Here is an 18,602-nt window from a genome sequence, read left to right as displayed (position 1 = left end):
TTTCGTGACCACGGCGCGCAGGTTGTCGATGCAGTATGCGGCCGGGCTCGCATGCGCTCACCTGCTGGCCGTCGGCGATGCCGCCGCCATCGTGATACCGCTGCACGACCGAATCGGTACTGGCGCGTATGCATACTTCGGCGCAAAGAACATGATAATTGCGGCGATCCTTGTCGTGTTGGGCGCCGCTGCCGTCGCGGTCGGTGGCGCCGTAAACCTCGCTCCGGTACTGCGGTGGTTTGTTCAAGGCCGGCAACCTACTCCAGATGAACGACACACAGCGACGAGACTCGTCAGGCTGCAATCGCTGATCTTGGCGGCAACCTGGGCTGCAAGTGGCGTGATTTTCCTCGCGCTGAACCTTGATGGCGGTGTGACGCTTGCGGTCGCAACCCTGCTGGCGGTTGTTTTCGGCGGAAGTGCGGCGGCAGGCCTAAGCCTTCTGCTCACCCAGCGCTCTCTTCGCCCAATCTTCGTCGCCGCGACCCAGGGCTCTGAAGGCATTGTGATCGCACCACGCGTGCTCACTCGACTTGTCGGCATGTGGTTGTTGGGCTGTGGGGTTCCCTGCGCGGCAATCGCGGCTCTGATCGTGATTCGTGCCAACGGTTGGATCATTCAGAAGACGGCGTCGGTGGAGATGCCCATCTTGGTGGTCACACTTGCCGCGGTGTTACTGGGGCTGCCAATCATGATCCTGACATCCCGGTCGATATCCGACCCGGTGCGAGAGGTCGTCGACGCGATGGCGCAGGTCCAGCAGGGCCGTATTGACACCTTTGTCGGGGTCTATGAGCGCTCTGAAATCGGGCGTCTGCAAAGCGGTTTCAACCGGATGGTCGCCGGGATAGCCGAGCGCGACCGGTTGCAGGATTTGTTCGGCCGTCACGTCGGGGAAGACGTGGCCCGCCGCGCGCTCGACGGTGGCGCATCGCTGTCAGGAGACGTGCGGGAGGCGGCGATCCTTTTCATCGACCTGGTGGACTCGACGAAACTGGCGGCGAGTCGCCCGCCACGAGAGGTCGCCGAGGTGCTCAACGACTTTTTCCGAATCGTTGTCAGCGCCGTCGACGAACAACACGGCTTTATCAACAAATTTCAGGGAGACGCCGCGCTGGCCGTCTTCGGTGTACCGCTGCCCGCAGACGACGCGGCGTCGGCGGCGTTGGCCACCGCCCGCAGCCTGCGCAGCCAACTGCGTCGGTTACCTGTGGTCGATTTCGGGATAGGCGTTTCGGCCGGACCGGTATTCGCCGGGAACATCGGCGCCGAAAACCGCTATGAATACACCGTCGTTGGCGACGCGGTCAACGAGGCGGCGCGGCTGGCCGATTTCGCCAAAACGTTAGACCGGCGGATCGGGTGTTCAGCCGCTGCGATAGATCGCGCCGATGCGGCCGAGCGCCAGCACTGGGTCGCACACGGCGAGACCGTGCTACGGGGCCGCTCCGAACCCACTCGCATCTGGACACCAGAAGCCGACAGCGAGGCGTCTGCCGGGGCCGGTTTGACCTAATTTTTGTTCCACCCTAGACTACGACTGGGAGGTCAATGTCCGCGGCCGACACGGCAACTTGGAAAGCTATGACAACAGACGACATTGGCAGCGACGATTTCACCAACTGGGACCCTGACCTGACGGCACGGCTGATCAACGCTGCAGCACCGTTAGCAAAGCGCTGGTTTCGTCCCGAAGTGCGAGGCTTGGAGTCATTCCCGCCCACCAATGGGGCACTGGTGGTTTCCAACCATTCCGGCGGCATGCTCACCCCCGATGTGCTGATCTTTGCATCGGCCTTCTATAACGCTGTTGGTTACCAGCGCCCGCTATACACCCTCGGTCACGACGGGCTTTTCCTCGGACCGTTGTCCGATTGGATGACCCGCGTTGGCGTCATCCGTGCCAGCCGAAAAAACGCTGCCGCCGCAATGCGTTCGGGCGGTATCGTCTTGACGTTTCCCGGCGGAGTCTACGACGCATACAGGCCGACCCTGGCCCAGAACGTTATCGACTTCAACGGTCGCGCCGGCTATGTCAGGACCGCGATCGATGCCAGAGTTCCGATCGTGCCGACGGTGTCGATCGGTGGTCAAGAGAGCCAGCTGTTTCTGAACCGGGGAACCTGGTTGGCAAAACGGTTGGGCCTCAAACGGCTGCGATCCGATATTTTGCCGCTCACCATAGGGTTTCCGTTCGGGCTGAGCATGCTTGTGCCGGTCAACGTCCCGTTGCCGACGAAAATTGTCACCGAGGTGTTGGAGCCTGTCGACCCCTACGCGCTATTCGGCGAGCACCCCGACGTCGACCAGGTTGATGCCTACGTTCGATCGGTGATGCAAACAGCACTTAACCGGTTAGCCCGGCAGCGGCGGCTTCCGGTGCTTGGCTAAACGGCGCTGGCTCCGGGCATCGCCGTGCGAACCTCGGTCAACTCGCCGGAAAGTCCTGATGCACTGCGTATTTCAGAGAAGGAGTGGAACATCGCGTCGGTCACCTCGTGGGTGTCATCGAACGTGCGATCATCCGCGATCACCGAGATATTGAGCTGGTCGACGTAGCTCCACACCGTGATGTTGATTCCACATCCGGGCGGCAGTGGACCAGACGAATAGATCTCACTGACCGGCGCGCCGCCAAAGCGGAGGCGCTCGCGTGGGCCTGCCACGTTGGAGATCGGAAGATTGAAGAGCCTGTTGCGGCCGCTCCTTTTCGACAACCATCTCAACGCAGGGGGAGCCGCAATCGTCGGCAGATACGCAACTAGCCTGCCGTACGTCTCGGGGCCGAGTAGTTCGAAGTCTTCTTTTGCGAAGGTGTTGGCCAACGCGGTGAGCCGGACGCGCTCCACCGGATCGTCGATGTGCACCGGCAGCGACACCGCCATTCCACTCAGCTCGTTGCCGGTGATCCGGTTCAGTGATTTGTCCGTGCTGGCCAATACCGACGCGACGAGCGGGCGGTCGGCCCTACCGTCGTAGCGCAGCAACAGTTCCCGTAGGGCTCCTGCCGCTATCGCCAGCACTACGGTGTTGATGGTGATCTGCAGATGCTTCGCGGTTTCTTTCACCTGGGCGAGCGAAAGTGTCGCCGTCGCGAATCTCCGCGCCGGCGCGATCACGTGGTTGATGAATGTCGGAGGCGCCTGCAAGGGTCCAGCCAGGTCTGGTTGCTCGACACGTTGCTTTGAATGCCGCCTCATCCGCCGAAAGCCCAATACTGCGTCCTTGATGACTGCTGGCAGTGCCGCGATTTGTTGCGCGTGGTCTCGCCCCGCTGCCCGCAGCAGTTCGGCTCTCGGCGGCGCTACGCAGATGGTGGCGGTCGGATCGTCACCCCGCACGGGTTCTCTTGGATCCATAGCGCTGGCAAGCAGATTCGCCGATGCCACCCCGTCGGCCAAGGCATGATGGATCTTGCCGATGAGTGCGACCTTGTGATCTGCCATGCCCTCGGCGAAGTGAAACTCCCATAGCGGACGGCTCCGGTCTAGCGGGGTACTGGCGACTTGCCCGATGACCTGGTCGAGCTCTCGTCGCCCCCCGGGAGCCGGTACTTCCACTCGCCTCAGGTGATAGTCAAGATCAACGTCGCAGTTCTCCAGCCACATCGGGTGATGCAGCCGCCACGGAATGTCGACCAGCTGGTAGCGCAGCGGATCGAGCAGATGCAGCCGTTGGCGGAGCGTGCGCCCGAACAACTCGAAGCTGAACTCGTCTTGGTAGCGCGCGGTGTCTACGACGGCGATCTTCAACGTATGGGTGTGCAGGTTCGGTGTCTCGCTATATAGCAGCAGCGCATCCATACCGTTGAGCCGCTTCACAGCACACCCCGTCCGTCCTTCCGTAATTTTAGTCGGCCCGAGATGACATGCGAGCATTTATGGCAATCCCCATTGGGCCTGGTGGCAGCGCATGCCGTATGGCATACAGTTGTCGGGTCGGTCGGGCGTGAACGTCCGAGTATTGGTGTCACCGGGAGGGCGCAAGCATCGGTATGTCCATTCCCCGATACCCGGACGACATCACCGCCGGGTGGCTCTCGGCTGTGCTGAGCAGCGGCGACACCCCGGTGCAGGTGTCCGCAGTGGACGTGGTCGCCATCGGCACCGGGCAGACCGGCGCGACGTATCGGGTGTCGGCGAGCTATGCGAGCAATGCGGGTGGGTTGCCGGATACCTTTGTGATCAAACTGCCTGCTCAGGACGACACCGTGCGTGATCGGGTGACCATCGGCTATCGCAGTGAATGTGCCTTCTACGACGCGGTCGCGAACCGGGTACGGATACCGACGCCGGAGTGCTTCTACTGCGAGATCAGCGACGACGCTCTTGACTATGCGCTGCTGCTGGCCGATCAGGCGCCCGCGGTGCAGGGCGACCAAATCGCGGGCTGCGGCGAGCAGGAGGCACGGCTGGCCGTCATCGCGGTGGCCGGCCTGCACGGGCCCAGCTGGTGTGATCCGGTCTGGCTTGATTTCGCAGGAATTGCCTTCGCCCGACCCGACGAAGCATCGGCCAAAGGTCTCGGCGAGGTGGCACGGTTGAGCGCCGACATCACTCTGGACAAGCTCGGTGATCGCATGACCGAAGCCGACCGCGAGACCTTCATCGCCGCAATGGGTTTGGTAGAGCCCTGGCTGCTTGCCGAGCAGGATCGGTTTGCCTTGCTGCACGGTGACTACCGCCTCGACAACATGCTGTTTTATCCGGACGCCAGCCGGGTCGCGGTGGTGGATTGGCAGACGCTTGGGGTAGGGCTGCCCGCACGTGATCTCGCCTACTTCACCGCAACCAGCCTCAGGCCAGAGCTGCGCTCGGCGATCGAGAAGGATCTTGTCGACGAGTACTACCAAGCTCTTTCCGGCTTCGGTGTGACCGACTACGACGGCGAAACGTGTTGGCGCGATTACCGGCTCGGCATGCCGCAGGCGCTGCTGATCTCCGCTCTGGGATTCGCGTTCGCCACCGCCACCGACCGCGGTGATGACATGGTGCTCACCATGTTGTCTCGCGGCTGCCGGGCGATCCGCGACCTCGGCACATTGGATCTCATCGGCCAGTACGCGTCTGGCGAAGCGCAGACGCCATCAACCGAGCCATAGACGCGAATCAGTACTGCGTGGAGCCTTGATCGACCGAGATCGCCGCGGCGGTGACGTTGCGTGATTCGTCGCCGGCCAACCAGCACACCGCGTCAGCGATGTCTTCGGGCTGTGCCACCCAATTCGGCAGAAACGGCGTGAGCACATTCGCCAGCTGCGGATAGGTTTCGGTCGCCCTGGCCACCGCGGCGACCATCTCTCCGCTGCCCATCGCGGAGTTGACCGGACCGGGGTGCACGCTGTTGACCCGGATCGAATGCCTGCCCAACTCGGCGGCGAACGCGCGAGCCATCCCGGTCACGGCGTGCTTGCTGGCGGTGTAATGCACCATGAACGGCTGCATCTTGATGCCGGCTGCGGAGCTGATCAGGATGATGGACCCGCCGCGACCGCCGTCGATGATCTTCTGCGCGCCGGCCATCACCGTGTTCCACGTTCCCGTCACGTTGACGTCCATCACGTCCCGAAACGATTCGGGAGTGATCTCGTTCCACGCCTGTGGAGCCGAGATGCCGGCGTTCGCGACGATGATGTCCAGCCGCCCGAGCTTGGTTACCGCGGCGTTCACCGCCTCGCGCAGACCGTCGAAGTCACGAATATCGATTGCTGAAGCCACAATTCGACGGTTGGTGGCTTCGACGAGCCTTGCGGTTTCGGCCAGGTCTTCCGGGGTTGCCGAATCGTAGGGCACACAGGACGGGAGCTTGCCCGCGATGTCCACGGCGATGATGTCGGCGCCCTCGCGGGCCATGCGGACGGCGTGCGCGCGGCCTTGGCCCCGTGCCGCTCCGGTGATGAATGCCACCTTGCCCGTGAGCCGGCCACTCATGCGTGCTCCATATCGTAAACGTCACTGTAATGCGAACGATAGCAGCGTCCAGCGGCGCTTGCGTCGTCGCACACCCGATCATGACCGCTTGCGCTGCGCCGCCTTGACCAGGTTCGACCCGATGATCAGCCGTTGAATCTCGCTGGTTCCCTCATAGAGTCGCAGCACCCGAACGTCGCGATAAATGCGTTCCACCGGCACGTCGCGCATGTATCCGCTCCCGCCGTGAATCTGGACGGCGAGGTCGGCGACCTTGCCGGCCATTTCGGTGCAGAACACCTTCGCTGCCGACGGCGCGATCCGCCGGTCCTGGTCGGTGATCCACAGCCGGGCCGCGTCACGGACGAGGGCGCGACCGGCCATCACCCCGGTCTGCTGGTCCGCGAGCATCGCCTGCACGAGTTGGAAGTTCCCGATCGGGGTGCCGCCCTGCGTGGCGGTGGCCGCGTACGTCACGGATTCGTCCAGTGCCCGCTGAGCGGTTCCCACGGCGAGTGCGGCGATGTGGATCCGCCCGCGTGCCAGAGAGGTCATCGCCGCCCGATAGCCGACGTCCTCACTGCCGCCGACCAGCGCGCCGGCCGGGACACGCACATCCGTGAAGCGCACGTCGGCGGTCCAGGCGCCTTCCTGGCCCATCTTGGCGTCCTTCGCCCCGATCTCGACACCGGCGGTGTCCGCGGGAACCAGGAAGACGGCGATGCCCGGTCCGGCGTTGTCGGCGGGGCGGGTCCGGGCGAAGACCACAAACAAATCCGCGACCGGTGCGTTGGTGATAAACCGCTTCTCGCCGGAGATCAGCCAATCTGCGCCGTCCCGAATGGCCTTGGTGCGCAACCCTGCCGGGTTGGATCCCGCCCCGGGTTCGGTCAGCGCGAACGAGGCGACCTTTCCGGATGCCAGCGCTTCCAGCCAGCGGGCCTTCTGCTCATCGGTGCCAAATCCGACCAGGACTTGACCGGCGATGCCGTTGTTGGTGCCGAACATCGAGCGAAGCGCCAGCGAGGTGTAGCCCAACTCCATCGCCAGCTCGACGTCTTGGGTGATATCGAGCCCGAGTCCACCCCACTCCTGGGGAATGGCATACCCGAACAAACCCATGTTCTTAGCCTGGTCGCGCAGATCATCCGGCACCCGGTCGGTGGCAAGAATTTCCTGCTCCCGTGGGACGACCACAGTGCGGACGAACTGCCGGGTCTGGGCGAGGATCTGCTGAAAGTCGTCGTCGTCGACGACCGCAGTAGCCATGAATCAACGCTCCTTCCGGGTAACCCGATGGCGGCTAACCCGCGCGATCATATATGAAATACGATGTGTGATGATGTCTGGGGTTCGGGGTCTAGAAGGAAGACGGTGATCAGGTGTCGTTGTTGAAGGGTCAGACCGCGGTTGTCACCGGCGGTGCCCAAGGTCTGGGTTTCGCCATAGCGCAACGGTTCGTTGCCGAAGGGGCACGGATAGTGCTCGGTGACGTGAATCTCGAGGCAACTGAGTCCGCGGCGAAGCAACTCGGCGGCGATAACGTCGCCGTGGCGGTCAGCTGCGATGTGACTTCCGCGGCCGACGTCGACGCCCTGGTCGCCGCCGCCGTCGACCGATTCGGCGGGCTGGACATCATGATCAACAACGCCGGCATCACCCGCGACGCGACGATGCGCAAGATGACCGAAGAGCAGTTCGATCAGGTCATCGCCGTGCATCTGAAGGGAACCTGGAACGGGCTTCGCAAGGCCGCAGCGATCATGCGGGAGAACAAGCGCGGGGCGATCGTGAACATGTCGTCGATCTCCGGAAAGGTCGGCATGGTCGGCCAGACCAACTATTCGGCGGCCAAGGCCGGCATCGTCGGCATGACCAAGGCGGCTGCCAAGGAACTCGCCCATCTCGGTGTTCGGGTCAACGCGATCCAGCCAGGGCTGATCAGGTCGGCGATGACAGAGGCCATGCCGCAACGGATCTGGGACGAGAAGCTGGCCGAGATACCGATGGGACGAGCCGGCGAGCCCGAAGAGGTCGCTAAGGTCGCACTGTTCCTCGCGAGCGATCTGTCGTCCTACATGACCGGAGCCGTCCTCGAGGTGACCGGCGGGAGGCACCTGTGAGCACGCGCCACGCCGTGATCTGCGAGCCGGTACGGACACCGATCGGCCGCTACGGCGGAATGTTCAAATCGCAGACCGCTGTCGACCTGGGCGTGGCCGCTCTCACCGGGCTGCTCGACCGAGCCGGCATCCCACCCGAATCGGTGCAGGACGTCATCCTCGGGCACTGCTACCCCAGCAGCGAGGCACCGGCGATCGGGCGTGTCGTCGCACTGGACTCGGGGCTGCCGGTAACGGTGCCCGGCATGCAGGTAGACCGCCGCTGCGGATCGGGCCTACAAGCGGTCATCCAGGCGTGTCTACAGGTCAGCGCTGGCGACAACGATCTCGTCGTCGCCGGCGGCGCAGAGAGCATGAGCAACGTCACCTTCTATTCCACCGACATGCGTTGGGGCGGTGCCCGCGGTGGTGTGCGGGTGCACGACGGGCTGGCCCGGGGACGTAGCACCGCCGGTGGTCGTCACTATCCGGTGCCCGGCGGGATGTTGGAGACCGCGGAGAATCTGCGGCGCCAATACGGCATCTCGCGGCAAGAGCAGGACGAGCTCGCGGTGGCGTCGCACCAGCGGGCAGTGGTCGCGCAGAAGGACGGCATTCTGGCCGAAGAGATCATTCCGGTTACGGTGCGCAGCCGGCGGGGCGAGGAGCTGATCGACACCGACGAGCACCCGCGCACCGACACCACGGTCGAATCGCTGAGCAAGCTCAAACCTGTTCTGCTAGAGCATGATCCAGATGCGACGGTGACCGCTGGAAACGCCAGCGGACAAAACGACGCGGCATCCATGTGTCTGGTGACGACGCCAGAGAAGGCGGGCGAACTCGGCCTGACCCCACTGGTCCGGCTGGTGTCGTGGGGCGTCGCGGGTGTGGCGCCCGACGTGATGGGCATTGGCCCGGTACCGGCCACCGAGGTCGCCCTCGCCAAAGCGGGACTGCAAATGAGCGACATCGACGTCATCGAACTCAACGAGGCATTCGCCGCGCAAGCTCTGGCGGTAATGCGGGAGTGGCATTTCGGCGCCACCGACCGGGAACGGACGAACGTGCATGGCTCGGGAATCTCACTGGGTCATCCGGTCGGCGCGACCGGCGGCAGGATGCTGGCCACGCTGGCCCGCGAGCTCACTCGGCGGGACGCGCGCTACGGGCTGGAAACCATGTGCATCGGCGGCGGACAAGGTCTGGCCGCGGTCTTTGAACGGGTCGGGCCGCGGTGACCATGCCCTTGGCCGACCTCACCGTCATCGAAGTTTCCAGCTTCGTCGCGGCGCCGCTGTGCGGCGTGACGTTGAGCCAACTGGGCGCGGAGGTGATACGAGTCGACCCGATCGGCGGCGCATCCGATGTTCGTCGCTGGCCACTGGCCGCAAGCGGGACATCGATCTACTGGACCGGTCTCAATAAGGGAAAGCGTTCGGCCACCATCGATTTGCGCTCATCCGAAGGACAGGAGCTGATTCAGCGGCTGATCGTCGAGGGCGACGGCGTCGTAGTGACCAATGCTGCGGGCTTGTCCTGGTTGTCATTTGAAGCGCTCGCCGCGACACGCGCCGACGTGATCCATGTCCAGCTGCTCGGCCGTCGTGACGGTTCCACCGGCGTGGACTACACGGTCAACGCGGCAATCGGATTTCCGTTGGTTACCGGGCCGGCGAACCACGCCGGTCCGATCAATCATGTGCTGCCGGCCTGGGATGTGTGCTGTGGCCTGTATGCCGCGCTTGCCGTTGTCGCCGCGGTGCGTCGCCGAGACCAGTCCGGAGTCGGCGCCAAAATCAGCATCGCGCTGGAAGATGTCGCGCTGGCCACCGCGGGCAACCTGGGATGGTTGACCGAGCCGCAGGTGAACGGCACCGAACGCCAACGCTTGGGCAACGCGATCTATGGTCAGTACGGCCAGGATTTCACCAGCCGCGACGGCGTCGGATTCATGGTTGTCACGCTGACGAAACGGCACTTTCACGACTTTGTCGAGGTATCGGGAACCGGCGCAGCCGTTTCGGCGCTCGCCGAGTCGCTCGCCGCCGACTTCAGCGACGAGGGCGAGCGCTATCGGTACCGCGACGTGCTGAGCGGACTATTCGCGACCTGGTTCGCCGATCACACCGCCGAGGAGATCACCAAGGCGCTGTCGGGCACCAGCGTATTGTTCGAGCGCTACCGGACTTTCGCGCAGGTCGCCGAAGACGAACGGGTGACAGCGAATCCGCTGTTTTCTCGGCTGCACCAAGACGGCCTCGGCGACTATCTTGCGCCCGGGAACCCGGCCGTCTTCGATGGTGGCTATCTCGCGGCCGAACCGGCGCCCAGACTCGGCGGCGACACCGCCGATCTGCTCACCGGGCGGTTGGGGCTGAGCGCAGCCGACGTCACACGACTGACCAGCGCCAAAACGATCGCCTGCTGACCAAGGAGATGGGCGCCATATGACCAAACTCGCAGAGACGTTCGGCCTCAACGAATTCCAGACCGAGATCATCGCTACGGTACGGCAATTCGTCGAGAAGGAAGTCATTCCCAACGCACCGGAGCTGGAACGCACTGACACCTACCCGCAGGCGATCGTTGATCAAATGCGGGAGATGGGCCTATTCGGCCTGATGATCCCGCAGGAGTACGACGGCTTGGGTGAATCGCTGCTGACCTACGCCTTGTGCGTCGAAGAATTGGCACGCGGGTGGATGAGCATCTCGGGGGTGCTCAATACGCATTTCATCGTCGCGTACATGCTGCGTCGGCACGGCACCGACGCGCAGAAGCAACGCCTGTTGCCGCGCATGGCAGTCGGCGAGGTTCGCGGTGCATTCTCGATGTCCGAACCAGAGCTGGGCTCCGACGTCGCCGCGATCCGCACCCGCGCGGCTCTCAACGCCGACGGCACTTACACCATCAACGGCCAGAAGATGTGGCTGACCAATGGCGGCAGCTCGACTTTGGTGGCGGCGTTGGTTCGCACCGACGAGGGCGCCGACACACCGCACCGCAACCTGACCGCATTCCTCATCGAGAAGCCGGCCGGCTTCGGCGAGGTGAAACCCGGTCTGCTGATACCGGGCAAGATCGACAAGTTGGGCTACAAGGGGATTGACACCACCGAGCTCATCTTCGACGGATACGTGACCGGCGCCGACGACGTCCTGGGTGGTACCCCGGGGCAGGGTTTCTACCAGATGATGGACGGTATCGAGGTCGGACGGGTCAACGTGTCGGCCAGGGCTTGTGGGGTGGCCCTGCGTGCGTTCGAGCTCGCCGTGCGTTACGCGCAGCAGCGTCACACCTTCGGCAGGCCGATCGCCGAACACCAGGCCATCGCATTTCAAATCGCGGAAATGGCAACGAAAGTCGAGGCTGCGCATCTGATGATGGTCAATGCCGCCCGACTGAAGGACTCCGGTGAGCGTAACGACGTCGCCGCGGGCATGGCAAAATACCTCGCCAGTGAATTCTGCTCGGAGGTCACCCAACAGAGCTTCCGCATCCACGGCGGCTACGGGTACTCCAAGGAGTATGAAATCGAACGGCTGATGCGCGACGCCCCGTTTCTGCTCATCGGCGAGGGGACCAGCGAGATACAGAAGTCCATCATCAGCAAGCGCTTGCTCGCCGAGTACCGGATTTGACCGTGAGCGTTCCGGATTTCGCCGCGCGTCCGCAGCTCTCGGAAGATGTTGCGCGCTTTGTCCGTAAGCGGATCTTCGACGGCACCTACTCTGCGGGCGAGTACGTCCGGCTGGACCAGTTGGCTGCGGAGTTGGGGATCAGCGTCACGCCGGTGCGTGAGGCTCTGTTCGAACTCCGCGCCGAGGGTCTGCTCGCCCAGCAGCCGCGCCGTGGCTTCGTGGTGTTACCGGTGACTGGACGAGATCTCACGGATGTGGCCAACGTCCAGGCGCATGTCGGTGGCGAGCTCGCCGCTCGGGCCGCGACCAACATCGACGACGACCAGCTACGCGAGCTCAAGGAGATCCAGGCCCAGCTGGAGGAAGCCTATGCCGGTGGCGACGACGAACGAACCGTCCGGCTCAATCATGAGTTTCATCGGGCGATCAACGTTGCCGCCGAGTCGCCGAAGCTGGCTCAATTGATGTTGCAAATCACCCGCTATGCACCGGAATCCGTATTTCCCACCGTCGCGGGCTGGCCACGCCAATCGATAAAAGACCATCGCCGGGTGTTGACGGCGCTGGCCAAACGCGACGGCGAGCTTGCCCGCAAAGCCATGTCGGAGCACCTCGCCGCTGGTGCGGCTCCGCTGATCAACCACCTCGTCGAGCATGGCGTGGTCGAACCGGGTGCCGGCTAGCCGGCGGGAGGCGCGGTCACTCAGGTGGGACGACGGCCAGTAGCTCGCGCAGCCGCCGCGCATCGACCTTGCCGGTCGGACCGCGTGGAATCACGTCGTCAGAGTCGACGAGCAGCCACAGTTTGGGCACCTTGAACGAGCTGAGTAGCTCGCGGGCGCATCCACGGAGCTGCTCGGCGGACTTCCTGCTGGTGTCGCACACCACCACCGCGCCGACCTGATCTCCTTGCGCGCCGGACACATTGGTGACGAAGGCGTTATCGACGCCGTCGATTTCCCGCAGCGCCTGCGCTACCTCGGCGGGATAGACGGTGGCACCGCTGACCTTGAACATGTCGTCGGATCGGCCGTGGTAGAACAGGAAACCATCGTCGTCGAGCTGACCAAGGTCACCGGTGGGGTAGAACCCGTCGGAAGTGAACAGGTCGTCGCGGCTACGCCGGCATGTCCCGCGAAGGGTGTGCGGTCCCCGAAGCTCGATCATCCCAATGGTTCCCGTCGATACCGGCTGTCCGGAGTCGGGGTCGGTGATCCGCACCTCCATTCCGGGGAACGGCTTGCCGCAGCTGCCCCAGGCGGAGTGCGGCATGTCGGTGTCGGCGGGGTAGCCGCAGTAGGGTCCGAAAGCTTCGGTCATGCCGAACAGCCTCGCCCGCGCACCGGGCTTCCCACGTTGCTCGGGGGGTAGCAGCGCTTCCAGACTGCCAGGACGCAGCGCCGACAAATCCGTCTCGCGGCGGGACGGATGGCGCGCCAGGGCCTCGGCTTGATCGGGCCAGCCCCGGAACAACGTCACCCGCTCACGCTCCAACAGGCGCAGCGTGGTCTGCGGTCGAGGGATTTCTTCGGTCACCAGGGTGGCATCGGCCAGCAGCGCGGACAGCACACCACTGCCGAAGCCACCGACCCAGAAAAACGGCATCGGCAGATACAGCCGGGTGTCGGAATCGATGCAACGGCTTGCCAAGCTCGCTGCGACGGCGCCCAGCGCACTGCCATGTGAATGGATGACGCCCTTGGGCGGGCCGCTGCTGCCGGAGGTGAACATGATGACCAGCGGATCACTGGGCGTCACCGTCGCCGCCAGCGCGTCGACGATAGCTGAGGTTGACTCGCGGGCGTTGGGCTCTGCTAACTGATCGGCCATCCAAACCCGGCGCAGCGCAGGAAGTTCGGGATGCTGCAGCGCGCCGCCCAAATCACGCACATCGAGAACCGAGCGGAGGTCGTCAAGGTATCGGTGGCCGCGAAACTCCTCCACACTGACCAGGAACTGCACGGATGCGGCCTGCAGTTGCGCCCCCAATTCCCGTGCCGGCAACAGCGTGCTCAGCGGAACCAGCACCGCGCCGATCCGAGTGACCGCGATCGCGATCTGCACCCAGCGGACACCGTTGGGCATGATCAGCCCCACTCGTGCGCCTTTGACAATCCCGGCTTCGATGAGCACCGCCGCCAAATCACGTGTGGTTGTGTCAAGTTCGTGGTAGCTGAGCCGACCGGCAGGGTCGATCACCATCCGTTTGACCTCGCCGCGGGCGGAGCGAAGCCTGATCAGCTCGTCGATGGTGCGGCCGGTCGGCACTTCATCCGGCATCGAACACTCGCCTCAGTTGCCGCATATCGACTTTGCCGCTGGGCAAAAGCGGAACCTCGGCAGCGGGTAGCGCCGCGAACCGCATGGGGATCTTGTAGGCCGAGAGTTCGGCCGCGAGCTTGCGCCGCAGCGCGGTTTCGTCGAAGTGGTCGCCGTTTTCCAGCACGACGACGGCGGCGACCAGCTGTCCGCGCTCGGCGTCGGGGATGCCGAGTACGTGAGCTACGGCGCCGCCGGTGACCTTGGCGATCGCCTGCTCGACCTCGGCGGGCGAGACGTTCGCGCCAGCGGTCTTGATCATCGAACCTCGGCGGCGAATGTAGTAGAAGAATCCGTCACGGTCGGCTGCAACCAGGTCACCGGTGTGGAACCAGCCGTCGGCGTCGAAACATTCTTCCCGGCTGCGTTTGTAGTACCGCTGCATCAGGCACGGCCCGCGGATGCACAGCTCTCCGAGTGCGCCGTCCTCGACTGGCGTTCCGGTCGCGGGTTCGACGATCTTGGTTTCCAAGCCTGGCGCGGGCTTGCCGAACGAGCCACGCCGCTGCTCCGGCTGGTCGCCCTCGTCGCCGCTGATCAGGACCACACTGCCGGCCTCGGTCAATCCGAGCATGTTGTGCCGCAACTCCGGATCAGCCGGCCGCGCCTCGGGTGCCATAATCGGATACAGGTTGCCGCGCCGCATCGACGAGACGTCGCGTCCGTCGAAACTCGGGTGTCGCGCCAGGTGCGCGATCCCGGCAGCGAAACCGTTGGTGATGGTTACTCTTTCCGCCTCGAGCAGATCGAGGGTCTGGCCGGAATCTTCGGCATCGGAACACACGAGTGTCGATCCGGCGAGCAATGTGGCAAGCAAGGCGAACCCGAATCCGCCGATCCAGAAGAACGGCGAATTGCAGAACAGCTTGTCGGCGGCGGTCAGGCCACGGATCGCGTTGAGATTTTTCTGGTGGTTGAGCAGTGCGGCGTGGGTATGCAGGACCCCCTTGGGAGCGCTGGTTGTGCCCGAGGTGTGGACCAGCGACAGCGGATCCGAGCCGTCGACGTCGTCTTCCATCGCCATCAGCAATTCTTCATCGACGGTCCCGCTCAGCCGACGGAGGCGTGGGACATCGAAGATCACATGCCGCAATTGTGGTGCGGCGCTGTTGAATAGCGGATCATCTTCGTCGAGTCTCGAGCCCGACAGTACGTCGGTGAGCTGCTGCACGTAATCGTGAGAGCGGTAGGACGGGGCGGCAAGCAGAATCTGGGTGTCGCTGTTCACCAGTTGGTCGCGCAGCTCGCGTGTAGTCGCGAACGTGGAAAACGGGACAACGACGGCGCCGACTCGCGCGGCTGCCAGCATGCCGACGACAAATGCCACCCCATTGGGGTAAAGCAATCCGACATGGCTGCCTTTACCCGCGCCGAGCGCGACGAGCCCACGCGCCAATTGCGCGGAGCGACGGTCGGCTTCGGCGTAACTGATGCGTTCGGTGTCGCAGATCAGTAGCGGATGATCACCTCTGCCGCGGGCTTGCTGCCGCAGGATTTCGCCGACCGTCGGCGATTCAGTCGGCATGGTCGCCCTGCGCCGCGGAGACGGCCTGGCTGAAGAAGCGCCGGACCGCGCTCAGGTCCGGCTTGCCTGACGGTGTTCTCGGGAGTCGGTCGACGACGGCGATGTCGGTGGGAATCTCATAGCGTGCCAACCGCGTCCGCAGAAAATCAGCGAGTCGACCGACGTCGACCGATGCTGACTCTCGCAGTTCCACCATCGCGACCGGTGTCTCCCCGAGGCGTTCATCGTGCCGCCCGACCACCGCGGCACCTGCGACCGCGGGATGGCTCTCCAGCGCCGTGCGTACATCATCGGGCATCACCTTGAAGCCGCCGCGGATGATCGCTTGATCGGCTCGGCCGATGATCCACAAGAAGCCGTCGGTATCGATGCGTGCCATGTCGGTGGTGCGCATCCACTGCGCGGAGGGTCCCAGCTGTCCGGGCTTGACCTCGAGCAACCCGACCTGGTCGGGCCCGAGCGGGGTGCCGTCGTCGCCGACCACCCGCAATTGGGCTCCCAGGTTTGCGCGCCCGACGCTGCCGCGCTTCGCCTGCCAATACGTTTGGTGGTCGGGCAACGTCCAGCCCGCGACGCCGCCGCCGAATTCGGTTGCAGCATAGGAAGTCAGGACTGGAATTCCATATTTTTCGGTGAACGCGTCGGCGTCTTCAGCGGACAGCGGCGCGGTACCCGAAGTCACCGCACGGATACTCGCCAGATCCTCCCGACGCAGGTCGGAATGCAACACCATGCGTAGCGCGGCCGGCACGAGCGATACCGTGCGTGGTCCATACCTGCGCACCGCTTCGGTCCAGCGGCTGAGCTCGAATCGCTCCAGCAGCACAAACGGTCGCCCGTCGGCGACACATTGCAGTACTCGGAACACCCCGCCGATATGAACCAACGGCGAGTTGACGATCGCGACACCACGACGCAGCTCCCTCGGTGCGGCCGACCGGTCATCCTCCGGACCCATCACGCTGTGCGCGAGCATGTCGTAAGTGAGGTCCACGCGTTTGGGTGGTCCGGTCGTTCCACTGGTCAGCATCCGGACCGCGACGCCGGGCCGCACATCGTTGCCGGTGCGATCCTCCTCGCCCGCAACAACTTGCGGCGCGGCGGCAAGGTCCGAGACTGATATCACTGCCGTGCCGGACGGCCCGTCCAGCGTCGCCAAGTCGCCGGGTTCGCCGACGATCAACGGGAGTCTCAGCTGGTTGACGTCGGTTTGGGTGCGCTCATCGCCGCGGGCCGGGTTGATGACGACCACTGTCGCTCCGGACTGCAGCACGCCGAGCAGGGTGGCCACTTGCACCGGACGATTCCGCAGTAGGATCCCGATCTGCCGGTCTTGGTTGCCATCACCAACGAGCGAACAGATCCGGTCGGCCAACGCGCGCAGCTCGCCCCACGACACCCATCGGCCCTCATACTCCAGAGCCGGCGCATCGGGCTGCAAGCCCAGAACGTCGGCGATCCGCCGACTGAGCGGATGCGTCGTCACCGGATCCTCGGATCCGGCAGAGGACCACTCGGACCGCTGGGATCTGAGTCGCGTGCTGCCAGCTCGGCGGTCCCGATCGGATTCCCCAGCCGGGTGTAGATCAGGCCTTGATCGAGTGCCGCCCGGTAAGGCTTGTCCAGCGATTCCCAGATCGCCTTGACCGTGCCCTGGGTGGCCGACGGCGGCTTGGCTGCAATCGTCGCGGCGATCTCGTGCGCCCGGCTCCACAAGCGTTCGGGGGAGACCACTTCCGACACCAACCCAACGCGAAGGGCGGTGTCGGCACCGACCCGTTCGTCATTCCCCATCAGGGCTATCCGCAACGCTTCGCCCAGGCCGACTTTGCGCATCAGCCCGATCGGCTCCAACGCGCAGACCAGCCCCGCCGACACGTGGGAGTCGAAAAACGTGGCGTCGGTCGAGCAGATGACCACATCGGATTCGTTAATGAAGTAGAAGGCGCCCGCGGTGCAGATACCTTGCACCGCGCATACCACCGGCTTCCACATCTTCTGCCACTTCGGGCTGAGTGCCTCGCCGGGATCCTCGTGATTCCAAACGTTCTCGGGTTGACCGTAAGGTGTCTTGATGTCGAGTCCGGCACTGAACGCTCGGCTACCGGCAGCGCGCAGCACCACGGCATTGACCGAATCGTCCGACTTGACGATCCGCCAAGCGCGGGTCATCTCGTCACACATCGTTCGGTTGAAAGCGTTGAGCTGGTCGGGCCGGTTCAAGGTGATAGTGGCGACCCGGTCGGCGCCGTCCACCTGAAGCTGGATCGTCTGGAAGTTCATCGGCACTGCCATTCCGGTGGTCGCTTTTCGACGAACGCCTTGGGCCCCTCGAGGGCATCCTCGGTGTGCAGGTTGCGTTCGCGAAATGCTTCGGCCAGCATCTCGGCTTCGTGCAACGGTAGGTCGAGGCCCTTGAGAATGGCCAGTCGAGTGCCCCGGACGGCGAGGGGCGCATTGGAGTTGACCGTGTCGGCGATCTCGTGGGCGCGTTCCAGTAGACGGTCGTGCTCGACGATCTCGCTGATCAAGCCGAGCTCGTACGCCCGCTGGGCGCTTATCCGCTCATGCTTGCCCATCAAAGCCATGCGCAGCGCAATCGAGCGCGGTAGCACTCGGGCCACCCGGACCACCTCACGTGCGGCCACCAGGCCGATGCTGACATGCGGGTCGAAGAAGGTCGCCTTGTCGGATGCGATGACGATGTCGCCAGTGGTGACCCAATCCAGTCCCGCGCCACAACAGATTCCGTTGATCGCGGCGAGCACCGGTTTGGCCATGGTGCGAAAGGGCGGAGTGCCTTCTTGTGGTGCCTCCCACTGTTCGTAAGTGGACAGATAGGGCCGCTCGTTGATCACCTTCCCGTCACCGGGAATCGCCTTGACATCAGCGCCGGTACAGAACGCCCGGCCGGTGGCGGTGACGATGAGAATCCATACCGCATCATCGTTTTCGGCCTCGCTGTATGCGCTGCGCAGCTCGGTGACCATGTGCGGGCTGAGTGCGTTGAGGGCGTCGGGCCGATTCAAGGTGATGGTGGCCTTGTGTCCGTCGACTTCGTACTTGATGGTGTCGTATGACCGAGCAGAGCTTGCAGACATCA

16 protein-coding genes are annotated in these 18,602 nt (G+C 64.1%); 8 read left to right on the top strand and 8 right to left on the bottom strand.

Features of this window, described 5'->3' with window-relative positions; translation table 11 throughout:
• Window positions 1-28: 28 nt before the first annotated feature.
• Window positions 29-1,516 carry an adenylate/guanylate cyclase domain-containing protein gene (locus VNW74_RS12925; protein ID WP_325677367.1) on the top strand — a complete coding sequence of 496 codons (1,488 nt, stop codon included), beginning with the start codon at window positions 29-31 and terminating at the stop codon, window positions 1,514-1,516.
• Between the two features lie 68 nt (window positions 1,517-1,584).
• Window positions 1,585-2,391 carry a lysophospholipid acyltransferase family protein gene (locus tag VNW74_RS12920; RefSeq protein WP_325677348.1) on the top strand — a complete coding sequence of 269 codons (807 nt, stop codon included), beginning with the start codon at window positions 1,585-1,587 and terminating at the stop codon, window positions 2,389-2,391.
• Here the strand turns inward: VNW74_RS12920 and VNW74_RS12915 are convergent.
• Window positions 2,388-3,821 (bottom strand): wax ester/triacylglycerol synthase family O-acyltransferase, encoded by a 1,434-nt coding sequence (locus VNW74_RS12915; RefSeq protein ID WP_325677346.1) that lies wholly within the window; start codon window positions 3,819-3,821, stop codon window positions 2,388-2,390. The genes VNW74_RS12920 and VNW74_RS12915 overlap by 4 nt on opposite strands.
• Before the next feature lie 173 nt (window positions 3,822-3,994).
• On the opposite strand from VNW74_RS12915, the gene VNW74_RS12910 reads away from it, so the two are divergent.
• The gene (locus VNW74_RS12910) at window positions 3,995-5,101 is read left to right on the top strand and encodes a phosphotransferase family protein (protein WP_325677345.1); all 1,107 of its coding nucleotides are present in this window, start codon (window positions 3,995-3,997) and stop codon (window positions 5,099-5,101) included.
• Window positions 5,102-5,108: 7 nt separating this feature from the next.
• Here the strand turns inward: VNW74_RS12910 and VNW74_RS12905 are convergent, their stop codons facing one another.
• Both VNW74_RS12905 and VNW74_RS12900 read right to left on the bottom strand, forming a co-directional pair.
• Complete coding sequence (locus VNW74_RS12905) at window positions 5,109-5,930, bottom strand: mycofactocin-coupled SDR family oxidoreductase (RefSeq protein WP_325677343.1); 822 nt, start codon at window positions 5,928-5,930, stop codon at window positions 5,109-5,111.
• A 78-nt stretch (window positions 5,931-6,008) separates the two neighbouring features.
• On the bottom strand, window positions 6,009-7,178 hold the full coding sequence (locus tag VNW74_RS12900; protein WP_325677341.1) for an acyl-CoA dehydrogenase family protein: 1,170 nt from the start codon (window positions 7,176-7,178) through the stop codon (window positions 6,009-6,011).
• Between the two features lie 113 nt (window positions 7,179-7,291).
• Between VNW74_RS12900 and fabG the strand changes: the two genes are divergently transcribed.
• From fabG to VNW74_RS12875, 5 genes are read left to right on the top strand one after another with little or no spacing between them, the layout of a single operon-like run.
• Window positions 7,292-8,032, top strand: a complete 741-nt coding sequence (gene fabG / locus VNW74_RS12895) for a 3-oxoacyl-ACP reductase FabG (RefSeq protein ID WP_325677339.1) — start codon at window positions 7,292-7,294, stop codon at window positions 8,030-8,032.
• Window positions 8,029-9,252 carry an acetyl-CoA C-acetyltransferase gene (locus VNW74_RS12890; protein ID WP_325677337.1) on the top strand — a complete coding sequence of 408 codons (1,224 nt, stop codon included), beginning with the start codon at window positions 8,029-8,031 and terminating at the stop codon, window positions 9,250-9,252. Before fabG ends, VNW74_RS12890 begins: the two co-directional genes overlap by 4 nt.
• 2 nt (window positions 9,253-9,254) lie before the next feature.
• The gene (locus VNW74_RS12885) at window positions 9,255-10,442 is read left to right on the top strand and encodes a CoA transferase (protein ID WP_325677366.1); all 1,188 of its coding nucleotides are present in this window, start codon (window positions 9,255-9,257) and stop codon (window positions 10,440-10,442) included.
• A gap of 19 nt (window positions 10,443-10,461) precedes the next feature.
• Entirely contained in the window at window positions 10,462-11,655 is a 1,194-nt protein-coding gene (locus VNW74_RS12880) for an acyl-CoA dehydrogenase family protein (RefSeq protein ID WP_325677335.1), read from the top strand.
• Window positions 11,656-11,657: 2 nt separating this feature from the next.
• The gene (locus tag VNW74_RS12875) at window positions 11,658-12,338 is read left to right on the top strand and encodes a GntR family transcriptional regulator (RefSeq protein ID WP_325677333.1); all 681 of its coding nucleotides are present in this window, start codon (window positions 11,658-11,660) and stop codon (window positions 12,336-12,338) included.
• A gap of 16 nt (window positions 12,339-12,354) precedes the next feature.
• Here the strand turns inward: VNW74_RS12875 and VNW74_RS12870 are convergent, their stop codons facing one another.
• From VNW74_RS12870 to VNW74_RS12850, 5 genes are read right to left on the bottom strand one after another with little or no spacing between them, the layout of a single operon-like run.
• Window positions 12,355-13,935, bottom strand: a complete 1,581-nt coding sequence (locus VNW74_RS12870; protein WP_325677331.1) for a class I adenylate-forming enzyme family protein — start codon at window positions 13,933-13,935, stop codon at window positions 12,355-12,357.
• Window positions 13,925-15,499: a class I adenylate-forming enzyme family protein gene (locus tag VNW74_RS12865; protein WP_325677329.1), complete on the bottom strand. Its 1,575-nt coding sequence runs from the start codon at window positions 15,497-15,499 to the stop codon at window positions 13,925-13,927. The genes VNW74_RS12870 and VNW74_RS12865 overlap by 11 nt, the downstream gene beginning before the upstream one ends.
• Window positions 15,489-16,985 (bottom strand): class I adenylate-forming enzyme family protein, encoded by a 1,497-nt coding sequence (locus VNW74_RS12860; protein WP_325677327.1) that lies wholly within the window; start codon window positions 16,983-16,985, stop codon window positions 15,489-15,491. The genes VNW74_RS12865 and VNW74_RS12860 overlap by 11 nt, the downstream gene beginning before the upstream one ends.
• The gene (locus VNW74_RS12855) at window positions 16,982-17,782 is read right to left on the bottom strand and encodes an enoyl-CoA hydratase/isomerase family protein (RefSeq protein ID WP_414686672.1); all 801 of its coding nucleotides are present in this window, start codon (window positions 17,780-17,782) and stop codon (window positions 16,982-16,984) included. The genes VNW74_RS12860 and VNW74_RS12855 overlap by 4 nt, the downstream gene beginning before the upstream one ends.
• Entirely contained in the window at window positions 17,779-18,600 is an 822-nt protein-coding gene (locus VNW74_RS12850) for an enoyl-CoA hydratase/isomerase family protein (RefSeq protein WP_325677323.1), read from the bottom strand. The genes VNW74_RS12855 and VNW74_RS12850 overlap by 4 nt, the downstream gene beginning before the upstream one ends.
• Between the last annotated feature and the right edge of the window lie 2 nt (window positions 18,601-18,602).

The sequence above is a fragment of the Mycobacterium sp. genome (genome assembly GCF_035570115.1).
In the GTDB taxonomy this organism is placed as follows: domain Bacteria; phylum Actinomycetota; class Actinomycetes; order Mycobacteriales; family Mycobacteriaceae; genus Mycobacterium.
The sequence above is the reverse complement of the archived record's forward strand: the minus strand, read 5'-3'. Positions and strand labels throughout refer to the sequence as shown.

Excerpts from the sequence above, each read along its gene's own strand:
- VNW74_RS12925 (WP_325677367.1), top strand. The coding sequence starts at position 29 with ATGCAGTATGCGGCCGGGCTCGCATGCGCTCACCTGCTGGCCGTCGGC.
- VNW74_RS12920 (WP_325677348.1), top strand. The coding sequence starts at position 1,585 with ATGACAACAGACGACATTGGCAGCGACGATTTCACCAACTGGGACCCT.
- VNW74_RS12910 (WP_325677345.1), top strand. The coding sequence starts at position 3,995 with ATGTCCATTCCCCGATACCCGGACGACATCACCGCCGGGTGGCTCTCG.
- VNW74_RS12905 (WP_325677343.1), bottom strand. The coding sequence starts at position 5,930 with ATGAGTGGCCGGCTCACGGGCAAGGTGGCATTCATCACCGGAGCGGCA.
- VNW74_RS12900 (WP_325677341.1), bottom strand. The coding sequence starts at position 7,178 with ATGGCTACTGCGGTCGTCGACGACGACGACTTTCAGCAGATCCTCGCC.
- VNW74_RS12885 (WP_325677366.1), top strand. The coding sequence starts at position 9,255 with ATGCCCTTGGCCGACCTCACCGTCATCGAAGTTTCCAGCTTCGTCGCG.
- VNW74_RS12880 (WP_325677335.1), top strand. The coding sequence starts at position 10,462 with ATGACCAAACTCGCAGAGACGTTCGGCCTCAACGAATTCCAGACCGAG.
- VNW74_RS12870 (WP_325677331.1), bottom strand. The coding sequence starts at position 13,935 with ATGCCGGATGAAGTGCCGACCGGCCGCACCATCGACGAGCTGATCAGG.
- VNW74_RS12865 (WP_325677329.1), bottom strand. The coding sequence starts at position 15,499 with ATGCCGACTGAATCGCCGACGGTCGGCGAAATCCTGCGGCAGCAAGCC.
- VNW74_RS12855 (WP_414686672.1), bottom strand. The coding sequence starts at position 17,782 with ATGAACTTCCAGACGATCCAGCTTCAGGTGGACGGCGCCGACCGGGTC.
- VNW74_RS12850 (WP_325677323.1), bottom strand. The coding sequence starts at position 18,600 with ATGTCTGCAAGCTCTGCTCGGTCATACGACACCATCAAGTACGAAGTC.